We start from the raw sequence: 18,332 nt of genomic DNA, 5'->3' as shown, positions 1-18,332 counted from the left end.
TACTTTTATGGAGGAATTGAAAGTGAAAAATGATATTAAAAAAAGTGGGATTGGTCCATTCGCCGCGTTTGCGACAGTAATGGGAACCGTCATCGGTGGTGGAGTCTTCTTCAAGACCGCTAGCGTCGTAGCCAATACCTACTCGTTTGGATTAACGATTCTAGTATGGATCGTTTCTGGAATTTTGACCATTTGTGCAGGGCTAACGGTTTCAGAATTAGCAGCGGCCCTTCCCGAAACTGGTGGTCCAGTTAAGTTTTTGGAATTAGGTTACGGTAAGTTAACTGGATTCTTGTTTGGTTGGGCACAATCACTAGTCTACACGCCTGGAAACGTAGCTGGATTATGTTTAGTATTTGGGACCCAGTTCGTTAACCTATTTCACCTTTCGACTAGCATGAGCCTAATGGTGGCAATTTCTTGTGGATTAACGATTTTGATCATCAACTTACTGGGAAGTCAATTAGCTGGTCAGGTCCAATCAATTGCTTTGATCATCAAGTTGATTCCGATCTTAATCATTGCTTTAGTTGGATTATTCATCCCCGGACAAGTTCACGTTCAACTATGGCCTTTTACGCCAATCAATCACACTAACGTATGGTCGGCATTCGGTCAGGGATTGCTTGCAACGATGTTCGCATACGATGGATGGATTGGGATTAGTAACATTGCTGGTGAACTTAAAAACCCTAAATCAGACCTACCAAAGGCGATTATCATTGGGTTGAGTTTAATTACCATCATTTACACGTTAATCAACTTCGTGTTCTTAAAGAACATGCCAATTAATGAAATTGCAGGGAATCAAAATACGGCATCCCAAGTTGCTAGCCAAATTTTTGGCGCATACGGTGGTAAATTAGTAACGATTGGAATCTTAGTGTCAGTTTACGGAGCCATTAATGGTTACCTCTTTACTGGAATTCAAATTCCACGGGTGCTAGGAAGCGAAAATATGATTCCATTCAGTCAACACTTTGCTAAGGTCAGCAAGAATGGGGCCCCTTACGTTGCAGCAATTTTCCAATTCATCGTTGCCGTATTGATGATGTGTTCAGGAAGTTTTGATATTTTAACTGATATGTCGATGTTCATCGTGTGGTCATTCTTCTGTCTATTATTCGTCGAAGTGATTATGCTGAGAAGAAAGCGCCCTGATTTGAATCGGCCATATAAAGTGCCTGGTTATCCAATCGTCCCTGTCATTGCGTTGGTCGGTGCGCTCTTCGTGTTGATCATTACGATCTTCACGCAAACTGGATTGGTAATTGCTGGTGTGATTTTAACCGCAATTGGAGTGCCAGTTTATTATTTCCACCAAAAACAAATTAATAAGTAAAAGAAAAGAAGCCACAATGGGCTTCTTTTTTATTTGGTTTGAAGGTCTTTGAGGGTAATGCCGTTTTGGTTTTTCCATTGTTGTGGACCACTAACTGAAAGTCCCAGGATAAAAGAAGCAGCTTGAGAAGATGAATTAAATAACAGGTCTTTTTTAATCATGTTATTTAATAATCTACCATCATTAACCATTTGATTGCGCATTATTAAGATTGATTTCGGACAAGACTTTCTTACATGTTCTGATATTTTAGTACCCTTTAAAACCATAAAAGTTCCATCTTCGTTCAACTTTCCAAAAGCATCTAAATGGTTACGACATAAATGGAGTAAATCATCCTTACTGCCAGAATTATTTTTAGCTATACCATTATTTGACGTTGATAATTTATGACTCCTATTAAACAGCTTATAACCAAGCACAGGCACCACCATTTTTACATTATCAATTACTTGTTCCATCGAATCACGAACAGCAGGAGCAAGGGATGACTTAGTTGGCTCATTCCCATTTTTGAGTTGATAGCTTCCCAATTCACTAATAATGTTATAAAAACGATTTTCAAGATACTTAATTTTACTCTTATCTAATGCCCAATCAGTTGCTACAAATGCCACTGCATCATTCCATATGTAACCATCCTTATCGGTCGTGTGTTGGGTAAGCCGTTTTAATAAATCTTCTGATTCACCTACATATACGAAGTCTTTGCCATCATTATTGCCAAATAAAAAGTAAATTCCAGGGGTATGGATATAATCTAACCCATCACTGATGTTAATTAGGTTATGTGGAATCTTATAAGCTGTAATATTCCAATTTGCCAGCTTAACTTCATAACGGCCGTTTGATTCACCGTCCATTAAATAGACATTGATATTTTTCCCGTGTTTAGCCATTGCTTATCCTCTTTTAACTTGATTTAAAGCTCATTTTACCACATTGATTATTGAAATGTTAATCACCAACTAAAAAAGAACCATCCTCTAAAAGGATAGTTCTCTCAATTTATCTAATCTCTTTCAAAAATGGTAACACTTTCCACATGCACCGTTTGTGGGAATTGATCAACTGGCTGGATGGGCCGTGAAATATGGTAGCCCTTTTCCATTAAGCGCTTCGTATCCCGAACCAACGTTGATGGTCCACATGAGACGTAGATTAGCTTCTTAGGTTGCATTTCAACCGCACTGTCGATGAATGATGATGCTAATCCCTTGCGTGGTGGATCAACGATGATGGCGTCAGGTTTCAAGCCCTGTGCTTGCCACTTGGCCATTTGATCTTCAGCCTTAGCAGCCACGAACTTCACGTTGTTAATGTGGTTCTTTTGGGCGTTGATTTTGGCATCTTCGATTGCTTGGGGAATGATTTCCACCCCGTAGACCTGCTTAACGTGTTGCGCAACAGCCAATGAAATCGTTCCGATTCCACAGTAAGCATCGATCACGACATCATTAGGACCTAAATCAGCATGGTCAATCGCAAGTGAATACAGCTTTTCAGTTTGCACTGGGTTGACCTGGTAGAAAGAATTCAAAGAAATTGCGAACTTCAGGCCCAGCAATTCATCCGTAATGTATTGCTTTCCATATAAAACATTATTCTTCTTGCCCAACAACACGTTATTGTCCTTCAAATTAACGTTTTGCACAATACTCTTCACTTCTGGCAGGGCATCCACAATTTCATTTACAATTTGATCAGCTAATTGTAATTTTTTAGTCCGCGTGATCAAACCAATCATCATTTCATGACTGTAGTAACCGCGGCGAACCATAATGTTTCTAATCACTCCGTTGTGGTTCTTTTCATCATACGGACGAACATGGTACTTGCGTAAAACATCCCGAACCACTAGAATCGCATGGTCAATTTCTGGTTGTTGAATATAGAAATCTTCAATCGGAACTAAGTCATGGGAATGATTTTTATAAAAACCAGTTGTCAACTCGCCATTGATCATCTTAACTGGAATCAACGCCTTATTACGATAATGGTCAGGATGCTCCATTCCCATCGTTGGTAAAACATCGACCTTAATCTTTTGCTTATCAAATAACTCTTCAATTTGGTGTTGCTTAAAGCGTAATTGAGCTTCGTAGCTCAAGTGTTGCAATGGTGCAATTCCAGTTTGAAGATAGTCCCAATTTACATTTTCAACCCGATCGGCGCTCTTGCTGGTCAGTTCAACAAGTGATCCAAATGCAAAGTTCTTTTTAATATCCTTCACTTTAATTACTGCGGTTTCACCAGGCAGGGTATTGTTAACAAAGACTGGAAAGTCTTCGATTTTAGCAACCCCGAGTCCTTGGTATGTTAAATCAACGATTTTAACGTTATAGGTCTTGCCTGCTTGTACTGGCGTTTTCAAATTTAGTCCCCTATTCTATAAATAAAAAAATTTTGCTATATCTCAATCATACAGCAAAATTTTTCTTTTTTAAAACTTGTTTTAACTTAATTTATCAACTTTTTGAACAAATTTTTGTTCGGCTTCAATTGTCCCAGTATCACTAAACGCAGTATCCGGTAATTTATCAACGTCCACAATGGTATCGATATGTTGCTTTAGGTTCGTAAATACCATTGGGGCGTCTCCACCATATTCACCATCCAAATTAATCTGCATTTTATTATTTACTGGTTTTGCGGTTAACCTAGTCGTCTTCTTATAAATGATTTTAGGATCATCAATATGTCGACCACCGTTAATCACTTTTGCTAACAATCTAGCAATTTGAACCAAATTACTGGTTTTAACAATAATTAAAGTAAACTGACCGTCGTCTAATGATGCGTCAGGAACAATTCTTTCTAACCCACCGATCGAATTAGTCATTGCTAATAAAAACATTGAAGCTTTGCCCTTAAAGTGACCACCGTCATACTTAAGATCCATTTGAATTGGTCTAATTCTGGGTAGCATCTCGGCACCCTTAACTAAGTACGCCAGGTAACCGAAAATGGTTTTTAAATCTGAAGGAACATCATAAGTTAATTCAGTTAATAAACCACCACCAGCAATATTAATAAAATAATTATCGCCAGCTTGACCAACATCCATTTTTAAAGACTGCTTCTTTAAGACAACTTTAGCAGCCGCAACTGGATCTTCACGCGGAATATGAAGCGCCCGTGCGTAGTCATTAGTAGTTCCGGCCGGAATAATTGCTAATTTAGGCCGATGCGGCAGTGGTGCTAAACCGTTAATTACTTCATTTAAGGTTCCGTCACCACCAGCAGCAACTACTAATTCAAACCCATCTTTAGCCACTCTAATCGCCTCATTCTTAGCAGAATTAGGTTGGGGAGTAGTTGCAAAAACGCTGGTTTCATAACCAGCTTTTTCATAAACACTTAAAATGTCAATCATTTTTTGCTTCAGAGCTTCACGTCCGGCGGTCGGGTTATAAATAATTCTTGCCCGCTTTCGCATTCTTACACAACTCTCCTATTTGTTTAAAGCTTTCATTAACAACTCGTTAACCACTTGTGGGTTGGCTTTTCCACGAGTTTGTTTCATGATTTGACCAACTAAGAATCCCTTAGCGCGATCCTTCCCATTATTGAAATCTTCAATTGATTGTGGGTTGGCAGCTAGGATTTCATCAATAATTGGTTGTAACTTAGCAGGATCTGATAATTGAACTAAGCCCTTCTTTTCGACGAATTCCTTAGGTTCTTCCCCTTCGGTTACCGCCTTAAAGACCTTCTTAGCCATCTTACTGGAAATCGTACCATCACTAATTAGCTTAATCATGGATGCTAGGTTTTCAGGAGTGATCTTGGTATCAGCTAGGTCGACCTGTTCTTCATTCAAGTATCCGTTCACGTTTACTTGCAAGTAGTTAGAAGCAATTTTAGGATCAGCTCCTAATGCAACTAATTGATCAAAGAAATCAGACATTTCCTTGGTTTGGGTCAGAACCATCGCATCATAATCTGTTAAGCCTAAATCATTAACATAACGTTGTTTTCTTTCGTTTGGCATTTCTGGAAGGGATTCACGCAGTTCGTTTATCCATTCATCTGAAATATCCAATGCTGGTAGGTCTGGTTCTGGGAAGTAACGGTAATCATCCGCACCTTCCTTGACCCGCATTAGAATTGTAGTATTATTCTTTTCGTCGAACCGACGGGTTTCTTGTTGAATCTTGCCACCAGACATAAGGACCTGTCTTTGCCGTTGTTGTTCGTATGCCAAGGCCTTGCGCACATAGTTAAATGAGTTCATGTTCTTAATTTCAACCTTTTGACCAAATTCCTTTTGGCCAATTGGACGGATTGAAATATTAACATCTGCCCGCATCGAACCTTCTTCCATCTTAACATCAGAAATCCCAGTAAATTGGATTCGTTGTCTTAATGTTTCAAGGTATGCGTACGCTTCATCTGGGGTGGAGATTTCAGGTTTTGAAACAATTTCGATCAAAGGAGTTCCCTGCCGATTCAAATCAACGTAGGAGTAATTCCGCCCGTGACTGTTTTTCCCAGCATCTTCTTCAATATGCATTTCTGCAATTCCAATTTTCTTCTTCTTACCATCAACTTCAATTTCCAACCAACCATCATGGGCATCTGGTTTATCATTTTGGGTGATTTGGTAAGCCTTTGGATTATCTGGATAGAAATAGTTCTTCCGATCAAAGTGTGGGTGTCTTTCAATTTCAGCGTTTAATGCCAACGCAGCAGTAATCCCATTGGCAACTACCTGCTTATTAGTGCTAGGTAATACCCCAGGATATCCCCAATCAATCACGTTGGTATTAGCATTAGGCTCATCACCATAGTCAACTGGTGAAGGACTAAAAATTTTAGAATTGGTCTTTAATTCAATATGAACTTCCAAACCAATAGTCGTTTCAAAATTCATTATTTGTCCCCTCCCACTTCTGGCGTTTCCTTATGGAAATCAGTATTTTGTTCGAATGCGTAACCAGCCTTGTAGATGGTAGCTTCATCAAATGGGCGGCCGATTAATTGCATCCCAATTGGCATCCCATCACTAAACCCTGCTGGAAGTGACATTGCAGGGAGACCAGCTAGGTTAACTGGAATCGTCATTGCATCGTTCAAGTACATAGTAACTGGGTCAGAAATATCTTCGCCAATTCCAAAAGCAGTCGTCGGTGCAGTTGGCCCTAAGATCAAGTCGTAATCCTTGAAGACCTTCTTGAAATCATTGATCATCAAAGTTCTAACCTTAGCAGCTTTTTGGAAATAGGCATCAAATGCCCCAGCTGAAAGCGAGAAGGTTCCAAGCATGATCCGACGTTTAACTTCATCCCCAAATCCTTCAGAACGACTCTTGACATAAACTTCTTCAAGGTTCTTAGCTTCAGGAGAACGGTATCCGTAACGAATCCCATCAAATCTTTGTAAGTTAGAAGAAGCTTCTGAGGAAGCCAAAATATAGTAAGCAGCAACCCCGTACTTAGTGTGTGGTAATGATACTTCTTCAACGGTTGCGCCTAATTGCTTGTAGGTTTCGGCAGCCTTTAAGATAGCGTCTTTAACGTCTTGTGAAATTCCTTCAGCAAGGTATTCCTTAGGCAATGCAATCTTCATGCCCTTGACCCCGTCCTTAATGGTAGCGGTATAGTCAGGAACTTCCTTGTCTGAGCTGGTCAAGTCATGTTCATCATGGCCTGCAATGGCGTTCAATACCACTGCGTTATCGAACACATTTCTGGTCAATGGACCGATTTGATCCAAACTAGAACCAAAAGCGATCAATCCCCAACGAGAGACCCGACCGTAAGTGGGCTTTAACCCAACGATTCCATTATAAGCAGCTGGTTGGCGAATTGAGCCACCAGTATCAGAACCCAGTGCAAAGATAATTTGACCAGCGGCAACTGAGGCAGCAGAACCACCAGAAGAACCACCAGGAACCTTACTTAAGTTCCAAGGGTTATGGGTCTTTTTGAACGCAGAGTTTTCAGTTGATCCACCCATGGCAAACTCATCCATATTCGTTTTACCAACGGTGATGGTCTGCTTAGCATTTAACTTTTTCATTACCGTTGCGTCAAAAATAGGCTTGAAGTTTTCAAGCATTTTAGATGCTGCAGTGGTGGTGAAGCCATTGGTTAGGATATTATCCTTAATGGCAACTGGAACCCCTGATAAGACGTTATCTGGGTCAATTCCAGCTTTATCAATTGCTTGGGCCGCTTTAATTGCGCCATCTTCATCTAAATTAATGAAGGCATTGATGTCTGAGTCTGAAGCTTTGATATTATCAAGCGTTTGCTTAGTTAATTCTTCAGCGGTAATGTCACCATTAACTAAGGCTTGATGAATACTGGTAATATCTTTATCAAAATAATTCATCATTAATCCTCGCTTTCGTCAATGATCGTAGGTACCCGAATTAAGCCGTCTGCTACTTCGGGAGCATTGTTTAGCAATGCATCACGTTCGCCCCAATTTTGAGCAACGTCTTCGCGCATTACATTAATTTGGTCGGTAACACTGTAAGTAGGTTCTACTCCATCAGTATCAACCTCACTTAATGTATCAACTAAATCCATAATACTATCTAATTGACCAGTGAAGTAAGGTAATTGATCCTCGGTTAAAGATAACTTTGCTAATTCAGCAACGTGATTAACCGTTTCTTTGTCAATTCTGTCAGCCATCAATTGTCCTTCTTTCTGAATTTAATTTTGATCTCATCTCATATTTTAACACTATTTATTATTAATAGCTGTTAAATATATGGAATGTAAAGTTCTTTGAATTTGTACTTCTTGATAGGAAACTTTGGACTCCCGTTGTGGAAGCAACGGTAATATCAATCGGGACCCCAGTAGGTAGGTACTTGGAAGCAGTCGATTGAAGATATTGGGTAAAACTAATGATTTCAGTTTGACTATAAAATTGGGTCGTAATGTTAATATTCATCCCAGTTAATGAACCATTCATATATTGTGCTTGTGCAGTCACTCCGCTTAAATTCGGGAAGAAGTTTTGAATTTGGGTCTTGAAGTTAGAAAAATCATTTTCATCACTGTTATTAGAAGGCCCCTTTTGACCAGAAGCAACTGGGAACACATAGTTTTGTTGGTTAATAGAAGTCCAATTTGAAACACTGGTTGAAGATCCATCATTAACAGAATAAGCAAAGAAATTACCACCAACTAAACTGTCATCTGGAGCTTGCTTATATAATGCAATTACGATTGGGATATCTTTCAACGCTTTATTTTTGCGTAGTCTAGCAAGAATTGTATTCGCAATCCGCTTGCTTTGTGACTTGATTTCAGCATCACTAAGCTTCATTTGATAAGTCGCACCATAAGCTTGCTTTTGGTAATAGTAAATGGAATTGATTCCTAATCCAATCGTCATTCCACTCATTTTAAGTGAGTTCCCATCTTGGGTTAAAAAATCTTGCTCATCCATTTGTTGCAAATATAGTGGTACCTTGGTATCCTTACCAGCTGGGTTCAACCCCTCAGGATTACTCTTAGTCTTTCTCCCTAGCCAGTTTTCAGTCGTATCAGTGGAAACGTATTGTCCCTCTTGGAATACATATTTACCAGTTGAAAATTGCTTTTTTGAGATGTTCATTAAACCAGCTTCAAAACTTTTTAAGTTCAGTTGATTTCCGTTTTGTTGAACATTGACTCCACGTGACTTACTAGTCAAATAATGTCCATTTTTAATTACACTTTGATAATAATTAGTATCAGATTGACCAGTCAATTGAGTATCACTGGTCTTACTGCTATTTTTACTACTATTACTACTACCACAGGCAGCCAATAAAACTATCGATGCCAAGGCAGCGATAACAACACTTAAACGTTTCAAAATGATTCCTCCTAAATGCGCTAACCTTTAATTTCTGAAATAAAACGTTGTTCGTCCCAAACCGTGATGTCCAAGCTTTCCGCCTTAGTCAGCTTACTACCGGCATCCTTGCCAGCAATCACTAAATCAGTACTCTTAGAAACACTACTGGTAACGTTAGCACCATGATCTTGCAGCCAGGCAGTTGCTTCAGGCCTGGTCATTTGCTCAAGTTTACCAGTTAGTACAACTTTTTTCTGATCAAAAAATGAATTATCATTCTTCGATTCATCTGAGCGGGTATAACGCATGTTAACCCCCAATGATTTTAGTTGATTTATTAATCTTTGTGCTGGAGTACTACTAAAGTAAGTCGTAACACTATCAGCAATCACAGTCCCCATTGAATTAATTGAAGCAATCGAATCTGCATCAGCTTCTTTTAAAGCGTCGATCGTTTTAAAGTGTTCAGAGATTAATCTAGCTGCTTTAGAACCAACATGTCGAATTCCTAACCCAAATAATAAGCGTTCCATAGAATTATTTCGACTATTATTAATAGAATTTAATAAGTTTTCAGCAGATTTAGGACCAAACTTATCCAAATTTAATAGATCATCCAATTTCAAACTATAAAGTCCTGCAACATCAGATAATAACTTATGATCAAAAAGTTGTTGAACGATTCTAGGGCCCAACCCAGTAATATCCATTGCATTTCGAGAAGCAAAATGAGTCATTTGCTCAGTAATTTGTGCAGGACAAGCCGGATTAATACATCTCAATGCAACTTCATCATCTAAATGAACCAATTTAGCCTTACAAGAAGGACATTCGGTCGGAATTAAATATGGTTTAGAATCTTTCGGTCGCTTAGTCACAATATATTCGGATATTTCTGGAATAATATCCCCGGCTTTATGCAACTTAACGGTATCACCGATTCGAACACCCTTTTCTTTCAAATAGTCAGGATTATGAAGAGAAGCTCTCGAAACAATGGTTCCAGCTAGCTTAACTGGTTCCATAACAGCCGTAGGAGTTACGACCCCAGTTCTACCGACCGTCCATTCAATATCGGTTAATTTGGTCTCTTCTTCTTCGGGAGGGAACTTATATGCAATCGCCCACTTGGGAACTTTAACGGTCGCCCCAATTTGGGTTTGTAGATTTAATTCGTTCACTTTAACCACGATTCCATCAATTCCATATTCTAAGCTATCACGTTTTGCTTGATATTCATCAATATAAGAATTAATTTGATCTAAATTATTAGCAACCTGGTAGCTAGGGTTAATTTTAAATCCTAAATCCTTTAATTCAGCTAACAAACCACTTTGGGTATTTGTTTTTAAATCATTATAATCAGCCACATTGTACATAAACGTACTTAAATGACGACTAGCAGTAATGCGTGGATTTAACTGCCTTAAACTACCGGCAGCTGCATTTCTAGGGTTAGCAAAAACATTTTCTCCATTCCGTTCCCGTTCTTCATTTAATTTTGCAAAGGAATCCTTGGGCATATAACATTCTCCCCGAACTTCAATCGTGATTGGACGGGTTAATTTTTGCGGGATCGAAGGAATCGTTTTTAAATTCCTAGTAATATCTTCACCAATTTGACCATTACCACGAGTTGATCCCTCAACAAGCAATCCATTTTCATAACGTAATGATATCGAGAGTCCATCAATTTTCAGTTCACAGTTAAATTGCGCTACTTCTGGGTAATTTTTTTCAATTCTAACGGTAAAATCATCCAATTCAGTTTTTGAAAAAACATCCCCTAATGATAATAAGGGAATATTATGATTCACTTTTGAAAATTGTGGTAAGACTTGTCCACCCACATTTTGAGTTGGTGAATCAGCGGTAATTAAATTAGGATACTTCTTTTCTAGGTTAACTAGTTCCTGGTAAGTGGCATCATAGACAGCATCTTCGACACTAGGTTTATCTTGAACGTAGTATTCACGACTCCATCTTTTTAGTTTTGGCTTAATTTCATTTATCTTTTGCTCAGCAGCTTGTTCAGAACCTTTAGTACTCACAAACATTCCTCCTCAAAAGATTTATTCCTTAGTAATTGGTGCAAATGCTGCAAGTAATTTTTTCACACCGGTTGGAGTTGGAAATGCAATATCTAATTCCATGCTTTCACCGTTTCCATCAACTTTCACAACGGTTCCAGTTCCCCAAGCTTTATGAGAAACCTTGTCTCCAACATTCCAAGTCTGGTTGCTAGCCCCAGTTGTTTGCTTCGTTGACTTATGACTACTTGGTCCCCGATAAGGAGAAGAATTGGCAAAACGAGCATTATGATTATTTGGACTATCAAATGGGGTTTTAATTGCCCCACTAGAAGCAGTCCTTCCATTCGAGTTAACTGCATTAATTAAATCGGGGTTAATCTCTTCGATAAATTGGGAGGCTGGATTCGTTTGTCTTCGACCATATAACATCCTAGCAAATGTATTTGTTAAATAAAGTTTCTTTTGCGCACGTGTAATTCCAACATAAGCCAATCGACGTTCTTCTTCTAGCTCCTTTGGATTCTCCATTGCTTTGGAAAGTGGAAAAATACTATCTTCCATCCCAATCATAAATACGACTGGAAATTCTAGTCCCTTTGCTGCATGCAAAGTCATTAGGGTTACTTCTGGGGTATTTTCAGCAATATCATCCTGTGCTGATACTAACGATAGATCAGAAAGAAAGTCAACTAACGTACCATCATCTGAGCCATCTTGATGAGAGTCATCGAAATGCTTTGTAACTGATAAAAATTCCTCAATATTTTCAACACGCGCATTTGCTTCCAATGTCTTTGAAGCTTTTAAGGTCGATAAATAACCAGTTTTTTCTAATACGGCATTCGTTAAGTCAGTTAATGATAATTTATTTACATCGGCTTGTAGGGCTGTCATTACCGCACCAAAATTATCAATTGCCCTTCTAGCTCGACTACTAATATCATTATTTAATTCAATGTTTTGACAAGCTTCAAATACACTCCATGAGTTAGCATTAGCAAAATTAACTAGCTTTTCAATACTAGCGGCGCCAATTCCACGTTTAGGTTCATTAATGATTCTTTGTAAACTCATGGAATCACTTGGATTAGCAAGCAATGTTAAGTACGCTAAAACATCTTGGATTTCCTTACGATCGTAAAACTTATGACCACCAACAATTGTATATGGAATATTAGATTTTAAAAGGGTTTCTTCAATTACACGTGATTGTGCATTAGTTCGATATAAAACCGCAAAATCACCATATGAATAATGATTGTTACTCATTTCATTCTTAATATTTGTAACAACAAAGCGTGATTCATCAAATTCACTCTGCGCACGATAATAAGTAATTTTTTCTCCGACTGCATTTTCAGTCCATAAATTTTTATCCTTACGTTCTTCGTTATTTTGAATAACTGCATTTGCAGCGTTCAAAATTGTTTTAGTCGAACGATAGTTTTGTTCCAATAATGTCACATGCGCCTTAGGATAATCATCTTGAAAGTCTAAGATATTATTCATATTTGCGCCACGCCAACCATAGATACTTTGGTCAGCATCCCCAACTACACAAACGTTTTCGTACTTTTCACCTAGCATGTGAACGAGTCTATATTGTGCCTCGTTCGTATCTTGGTATTCATCAACGTGGATATACTTAAACTTATCTTGGTAATAATGTAAAACATCAGGGGCTTTTTCAAACAATTGAATTGTCATCATGATCAAGTCATCAAAATCAACCGATTGATTGCGATGAAGTTCTTTTTGATATTGTTTATAAACTTCACCAGTCACCTTAATAAAGGGATTTTCAGCATTATTATTATTCGATACAAACTCATTTGGCGTTTGTAAATCGTTTTTGGCGTTCGAAATCATCGATAAAATTGAACGAGGGCTGTAAATCTTTGGATCATAATCTAAATCCTTTAAAATATTCTTAATTAAAGTTTGTTGTTCACTAGTCCCAGCAATCGTAAATGATTTATCATAACCTAAAATATCAATATAACGTCTTAAAATTCTAACGCAAAGAGCATGGAAGGTAGAAACCCAAACGTCATTTCCACTAGGCCCCAATAGTTTAATGACCCGTTCTTTCATTTCTCGTGCAGCTTTATTAGTAAAAGTAATCGCCAAAATATTCCAGGGCAAAACATTATTATCCTGAATTAGATGTGCAATTCGATGAGTTAAAACACGCGTTTTACCACTACCTGCACCTGCCATAATTAATAGCGGGCCCTCAGTTTGTAAAACGGCTTCACTTTGCTTATCGTTCATCCCTGCCAAAAGTTCATTATTGGACAACGTTATTCAATCCTCTCTCAATCTCTTATCATTATTATTATAGCATAGCAATTTTTTAATAACTAATAACACAAAAGCGCCGATATAGTTAATATACCGACACTTATTAATCCCAAATTCCAGAGTTATTCACTTGCTCTAAAGTTTTATCTAAATCACTAGTTGGAACGATTACATGACCAATTGCACCATGTTCGTTCTCACCCTTGGTATAAAATACAAATTGCCAATTCGGTTTTAGGGCCCATTGACGTTTTATATCTTCAAGTTGATCTTGAGTAAACGTTCTAAGGTAAAAAGTATCATCATCTACCTTTGGATAAGTAGGTAATCCGCAAATCGATCTTAAATGACCGTCGGTGATACTTTCAACACAACGGTCGAAGATCATTGCTTCTATATCTAGCCTTGGTTCAATCGATTTAATGTAGATCGTATCATTATTAGTAACCAAGAATTTTATTTTAAAGGCTCCAAAATATTTTAAATTATCAGAAACTAGATTTCCAATCCGATTCATTTCCGTTTTAACATCCGAACTCAAGGCGGTAATATTAGATGCGCTAATTAACTGCTTTCCCTTATATCTACACTGAACTAATGGAATCAACTTGGGTTCATCTTTCATCCCATTAATAATATTCAATGAATATTCAAATTCATGTTCAATATATGGCTCTAAAATGTAGGTACCCCGATCCAGCATAATCGCTGCCCTGGCAATATCAACTTGATTATGAATAATTAACTGTTGATCATTGAAAAATGATTTTTGAATCGGCTTCAAAATTGCTGGATAGCCAATTGAATCAATTGAATTATAAAGATCATTTAATTCTACGATCGTAACATAAGGCAACGTATTAACATTCAAATCATTTAAAAATGCCTGTTCAATCAGACGATCATTCATAATTTCTAAAATATCAGTTCCCTGTGGGACCCTCGTAAACTGAGTCAGATAGTTAATTAAGTCTGAATTCGTACGAATTGAATTATAGGTAATAACATCGCAACGTTGTGCGAAATCCTTTAGCTTATCGGTATCCTTTAAAGAGGCATTGATCACAAAGTCAGCAATTGAATCAAACTGATTATCAGCATTATCAGTGTACATTCCCACTTTTAGTCCGTTTCTTTTTGCTGCTGTGATTAAATTAAATGAATTGACATCATTATTAATAATTCCGATAGTATCACCGGGATAAATAAAATTATTAGTCAATTAAATCACTACTTTCAACTATTTTATTCTACAAATGTCACTTGATTATCATCAAGGGACTTCACCCTAGCAAGTGATTCTAGCTTGATTCCCTTTTCATTGATTAACTTATGACCATCTTGAAAACTCTTTTCGATCACGATTCCAACCCCTGCAATCTTAGCTCCAGCATCTTTAATAATATCTAATAAACCAGAAACAGCTTGTCCATTAGCCAAAAAATCATCAATGATCAAAACATTATCATTTGAATTAATAAAACGCTTATCAATACTAATTTGATTAGTAACTTGCTTAGTATATGAATAAACATCTGCAAAATAGATATTAGAATTATGCGTCAAACTCTTATTCTTACGTGCAAAAACGACTGGAACGTTTAAATGAAGTCCTGCAAAAACAGCAGGAGCAATACCGGAAGATTCAACAGTTAAGATTCTAGTGATATGATCATTTTTAAACAGTCTAGCAAATTCTTGCCCTAACTCATCCATTAGCTGTGGGTCAACTTGGTGATTTAAAAAACGATCAACTTTTAGAATGTTACCTGGTAGTACCGTTCCCTCTTTTTTGATCCGTTCTTCAAGTAATTTCATTTATATTCTCCTATTCCATGAACTATATTTATAATTCATTTTAACGAGATTTAAAATTAAAAACAATCTAATTTAGATGATATGTAGAGATTTTTAAGAAAATAAATTGACATTGTAGTTTTTTTTAGTTATATTGCAAAGGATAAAACGTTTTAGGAGATGAGCATTTTGGCTAAAAATACTGAGGTTAGTCCAGAACAAGCAAAGTACAACGTTGGAGACCAAGTATCATTTACATTAGAAAAACAGAAATTTACTGGAATTATCGAAAAGGGATATACAAATTCATTTCTCATTTCCTTCAATTCTGATGATCCTGCAATCGTTGATAAGTACCATAATAAGGTCGTTATCAATAATAAGAAGTTAAAGATGATTAAAGCAGCTCCTCGTAAAAAGGAAGAACCTAAAAAAGAAGATTAGTTAAAACGGAGAATAGATCGTAAGACCATAAAATGGTTCTTGATATAGGAAATAAAAATTTCTTATACCAAGAACCATTTTTTATTCATCGTCGTTAATACGAATCCATAATTATTTGACCAACCCCTAATGAATATAGGATCCGTCATTTTTATATTTGAAGACGTATGTCACAGTCTTCTTTGCTTATTAATGAATTTAGTTAATGGGATAGAGACTAGTGGTGTTATAACAGCAGCTATTATCGCCTCCAAAACTCCATTTGTGGTAAATACAGTTAACAAATAAGGCAAAAGTTCTTTCACATTAATGTTGTATAGTTGCTGAGCATATCCATGATAAAAAACGTAAATCATGCTCAATAACAAAACTGTATTTGTCAAAGATCCAATTATACCAGTAAGTGCCAAAATTAATTTAGAATTTTTGGCATGAAAAATACGGTTATAGATTATTCCAGCTACTAATCCGATTAAAATTCTCGGTAAAACAGACACAAGCGGATTAATAAAAACATATTGAGCTAATGGGCTAGTCGGCCAAAAGAACGCTCTTACAAACGTAATTAATCCCCAAATCGTTCCAATTAATACCCCATCACTAGTCCCTAATGTAACCGTAGCAATAACCACTGTGATTGGAATAATGGTTAAACTTAACGGGCCAATTGGAATATATCCCAATCCTGGTACTGTAGTTTGAATGATTATCAAAGCAATAAAAATGGCCCTTATCACTAATTTTGATGTATTATTCATGACTAAACTCCTTTTAAATCGAACAAAAAAACTCTGCTTCCAAACGGGAGCAGAGCCAAAATGTATAAAAATAAATTTTAACGTTTTGAGAATTGACCAGCCTTACGAGCCTTCTTCAAACCTGGTTTCTTACGTTCCTTCATCCGAGGATCACGAGTTAATAAACCAGCGCGCTTTAATGGACCACGGAAATCTGGGTCTACATCTAATAATGCACGTGCAATTCCATGACGAGTTGCTCCAGATTGACCAGAGTAACCACCACCATTAACGTTAGCAAAAACGTCATAGTTACCAAGAGTTTCAGTAACGTTAAATGGTTGCATAATTACTTCTCGTAAGTTTGCAAATGGAATGTAATCTTCAACTGGCTTGTCGTTAATAACAACCTTACCAGTTCCGGGTACTAAGCGTACTCGTGCAGTTGAATCTTTACGGCGACCAGTGCCGCGATATTGTACTTGAGCCAAATTAGTCCCCTCCTTAAATTAATTTACTAATGTCTAACTTTTCTGGGTTTTGAGCTTCATGCTTATGATCTTCGCCAGCGTATACATGTAACTTCAAAAATACTTGGTGACCCAAAGTGCCATGAGGTAACATACCCTTAACTGAAGTTTCGATAAGCTTTTCAGGTGTATTTTCACGCATTTGGCCTGCAGTCTTTGATTTCAAACCACCAATATAACTGGAGTGGTGGTAGTAAACCTTGTTAGCAGCCTTACGACCTGATAATGCAATCTTTGATGCATTAATAACAATAACATTATCACCAGTATCAACGTTTGGTGTAAATGTTGGTTTATTTTTTCCTCTTAAGATTGAAGCAACAACAGTTGATAAACGTCCTAATTCGATGCCATCTGCATCGATAACGTACCATTTGCGTTCTACTTCACCTGGTTTTGCCATATATGTTGTACGCAATTTGAATTCCTCCATGTTTCTGTGTTTGTTCGACACCAACTAAAAGTTTCCGGGGCTTTATTGTGGGGCAAACAATACCAACTACCATAATACAAACATTTATCAATAAAGTCAATAATAAATTAACGTTGTTTGACTGGTAATTTAGTTGGATGCTTAGGATCATCGCCCTCATAATAAACCCGCTTTAAATATAGTCCGCTAGCTGGCGCTGTCAAGCGCGCCTGATTTCGATTTTTAACTTTAAAGAGCCGTTTAATATCGTTAACATCTCTTCTGCCAGCACCGATTTCGATTAGAACCCCAGCCATAATTCTTACCATGTTATATAAGAACCCGTTTCCATAAAATTCTAAAACAACTTCATTTTGTTGTTTATCAAGGTAACAAGTGGCTTCGTAAATTGTTCTTACATTTGTCTTAGCCGTCGATCCGGAAGCAACAAAACTCGAAAAGTCATGTTCACCAACCAAGTCGACAATTGCTTTTTTTATTTTATCAATATCTACTGGGAAACGCCAATGTCCCGTATAGAATCTTTTAAAAGGATTAATAAATTCACTTAAATCAAATCGATACATATAACGTTTTCCAGAAACATCATATCGAGCATGAAAATCATCAGCAACTATTTGAACGTTTGTAACTTCCATATCAAGGGGCAGCATACTGTTAATCCCCTTTAACATTCCAACTTCACTAATTTGATACGGAAAATCAAAATGAACTACTTGGCCCAAAGCATGAACACCTGCATCAGTGCGCCCCGATCCAAATACAGGAATTTTAGGATCTGGGTTTTTAGCCATTTTATTAACAACACTAGTTAAAACTCCCTCAATCGTTCGTTGATGGGGTTGTTTTTGAAATCCCGCAAAATTAGTGCCATCGTAAGCTAATATGATTTTAAAGCGTGCCAAT

Annotated in this window: 17 protein-coding genes; 2 read left to right on the top strand and 15 right to left on the bottom strand. The window is 37.3% G+C overall.

What is annotated here, in order from left to right:
• Window positions 1-7: 7 nt before the first annotated feature.
• Window positions 8-1,342 (top strand): APC family permease, encoded by a 1,335-nt coding sequence (locus tag ACSYTJ_RS02420; protein ID WP_491720059.1) that lies wholly within the window; start codon window positions 8-10, stop codon window positions 1,340-1,342.
• A 29-nt stretch (window positions 1,343-1,371) separates the two neighbouring features.
• Here the strand turns inward: ACSYTJ_RS02420 and ACSYTJ_RS02415 are convergent, their stop codons facing one another.
• The 11 genes from ACSYTJ_RS02415 to ACSYTJ_RS02365 all read right to left on the bottom strand — a co-directional run bounded on the left by ACSYTJ_RS02415 (window position 1,372) and on the right by ACSYTJ_RS02365 (window position 15,303).
• On the bottom strand, window positions 1,372-2,241 hold the full coding sequence (locus tag ACSYTJ_RS02415) for a GIY-YIG nuclease family protein (RefSeq protein ID WP_491720058.1): 870 nt from the start codon (window positions 2,239-2,241) through the stop codon (window positions 1,372-1,374).
• Between the two features lie 113 nt (window positions 2,242-2,354).
• Complete coding sequence (rlmD, locus tag ACSYTJ_RS02410; RefSeq protein ID WP_491717258.1) at window positions 2,355-3,716, bottom strand: 23S rRNA (uracil(1939)-C(5))-methyltransferase RlmD; 1,362 nt, start codon at window positions 3,714-3,716, stop codon at window positions 2,355-2,357.
• 81 nt (window positions 3,717-3,797) lie between these two features.
• A complete protein-coding gene (locus ACSYTJ_RS02405) occupies window positions 3,798-4,781 on the bottom strand; it encodes a diacylglycerol kinase (RefSeq protein ID WP_491717257.1) in 984 nt (327 codons plus the stop codon).
• A gap of 15 nt (window positions 4,782-4,796) precedes the next feature.
• Window positions 4,797-6,218 carry an Asp-tRNA(Asn)/Glu-tRNA(Gln) amidotransferase subunit GatB gene (gene gatB / locus ACSYTJ_RS02400; RefSeq protein WP_491717256.1) on the bottom strand — a complete coding sequence of 474 codons (1,422 nt, stop codon included), beginning with the start codon at window positions 6,216-6,218 and terminating at the stop codon, window positions 4,797-4,799.
• Complete coding sequence (gene gatA / locus ACSYTJ_RS02395; RefSeq protein ID WP_491717255.1) at window positions 6,218-7,681, bottom strand: Asp-tRNA(Asn)/Glu-tRNA(Gln) amidotransferase subunit GatA; 1,464 nt, start codon at window positions 7,679-7,681, stop codon at window positions 6,218-6,220. The genes gatB and gatA overlap by 1 nt, the downstream gene beginning before the upstream one ends.
• A 2-nt stretch (window positions 7,682-7,683) precedes the next feature.
• Window positions 7,684-7,989, bottom strand: a complete 306-nt coding sequence (gene gatC, locus ACSYTJ_RS02390) for an Asp-tRNA(Asn)/Glu-tRNA(Gln) amidotransferase subunit GatC (protein WP_219054236.1) — start codon at window positions 7,987-7,989, stop codon at window positions 7,684-7,686.
• 61 nt (window positions 7,990-8,050) lie between these two features.
• Entirely contained in the window at window positions 8,051-9,166 is a 1,116-nt protein-coding gene (locus ACSYTJ_RS02385) for a CamS family sex pheromone protein (protein WP_491717254.1), read from the bottom strand.
• A 20-nt stretch (window positions 9,167-9,186) separates the two neighbouring features.
• Window positions 9,187-11,199: an NAD-dependent DNA ligase LigA gene (gene ligA, locus ACSYTJ_RS02380; protein WP_491720057.1), complete on the bottom strand. Its 2,013-nt coding sequence runs from the start codon at window positions 11,197-11,199 to the stop codon at window positions 9,187-9,189.
• Between the two features lie 21 nt (window positions 11,200-11,220).
• Window positions 11,221-13,482, bottom strand: coding sequence for a DNA helicase PcrA (pcrA, locus tag ACSYTJ_RS02375; protein WP_491720056.1), 2,262 nt, complete (start codon window positions 13,480-13,482; stop codon window positions 11,221-11,223).
• A 106-nt stretch (window positions 13,483-13,588) separates the two neighbouring features.
• Window positions 13,589-14,707: an ATP-grasp domain-containing protein gene (locus ACSYTJ_RS02370; protein WP_491717251.1), complete on the bottom strand. Its 1,119-nt coding sequence runs from the start codon at window positions 14,705-14,707 to the stop codon at window positions 13,589-13,591.
• A gap of 23 nt (window positions 14,708-14,730) precedes the next feature.
• Window positions 14,731-15,303, bottom strand: a complete 573-nt coding sequence (locus tag ACSYTJ_RS02365) for a xanthine phosphoribosyltransferase (RefSeq protein WP_491717250.1) — start codon at window positions 15,301-15,303, stop codon at window positions 14,731-14,733.
• A gap of 168 nt (window positions 15,304-15,471) precedes the next feature.
• Here ACSYTJ_RS02365 and ACSYTJ_RS02360 point away from each other — a divergent pair, with 168 nt between their 5' ends.
• Entirely contained in the window at window positions 15,472-15,726 is a 255-nt protein-coding gene (locus tag ACSYTJ_RS02360; RefSeq protein ID WP_491717249.1) for a DUF2187 domain-containing protein, read from the top strand.
• Window positions 15,727-15,896: 170 nt separating this feature from the next.
• Here the strand turns inward: ACSYTJ_RS02360 and ACSYTJ_RS02355 are convergent, their stop codons facing one another.
• The 4 genes from ACSYTJ_RS02355 to truA form a co-directional block, all read right to left on the bottom strand.
• A complete protein-coding gene (locus tag ACSYTJ_RS02355; RefSeq protein ID WP_491717248.1) occupies window positions 15,897-16,484 on the bottom strand; it encodes an ECF transporter S component in 588 nt (195 codons plus the stop codon).
• Between the two features lie 77 nt (window positions 16,485-16,561).
• On the bottom strand, window positions 16,562-16,954 hold the full coding sequence (gene rpsI, locus ACSYTJ_RS02350; protein ID WP_491717247.1) for a 30S ribosomal protein S9: 393 nt from the start codon (window positions 16,952-16,954) through the stop codon (window positions 16,562-16,564).
• A 13-nt stretch (window positions 16,955-16,967) separates the two neighbouring features.
• The gene (rplM, locus tag ACSYTJ_RS02345) at window positions 16,968-17,411 is read right to left on the bottom strand and encodes a 50S ribosomal protein L13 (protein WP_491717246.1); all 444 of its coding nucleotides are present in this window, start codon (window positions 17,409-17,411) and stop codon (window positions 16,968-16,970) included.
• A gap of 122 nt (window positions 17,412-17,533) precedes the next feature.
• Window positions 17,534-18,331, bottom strand: a complete 798-nt coding sequence (gene truA / locus ACSYTJ_RS02340) for a tRNA pseudouridine(38-40) synthase TruA (RefSeq protein ID WP_491720055.1) — start codon at window positions 18,329-18,331, stop codon at window positions 17,534-17,536.
• Window position 18,332: the final 1 nt, after the last annotated feature.

Source organism: Nicoliella sp. ESL1113, assembly GCF_058509245.1.
The sequence above is the reverse complement of the archived record's forward strand: the minus strand, read 5'-3'. Positions and strand labels throughout refer to the sequence as shown.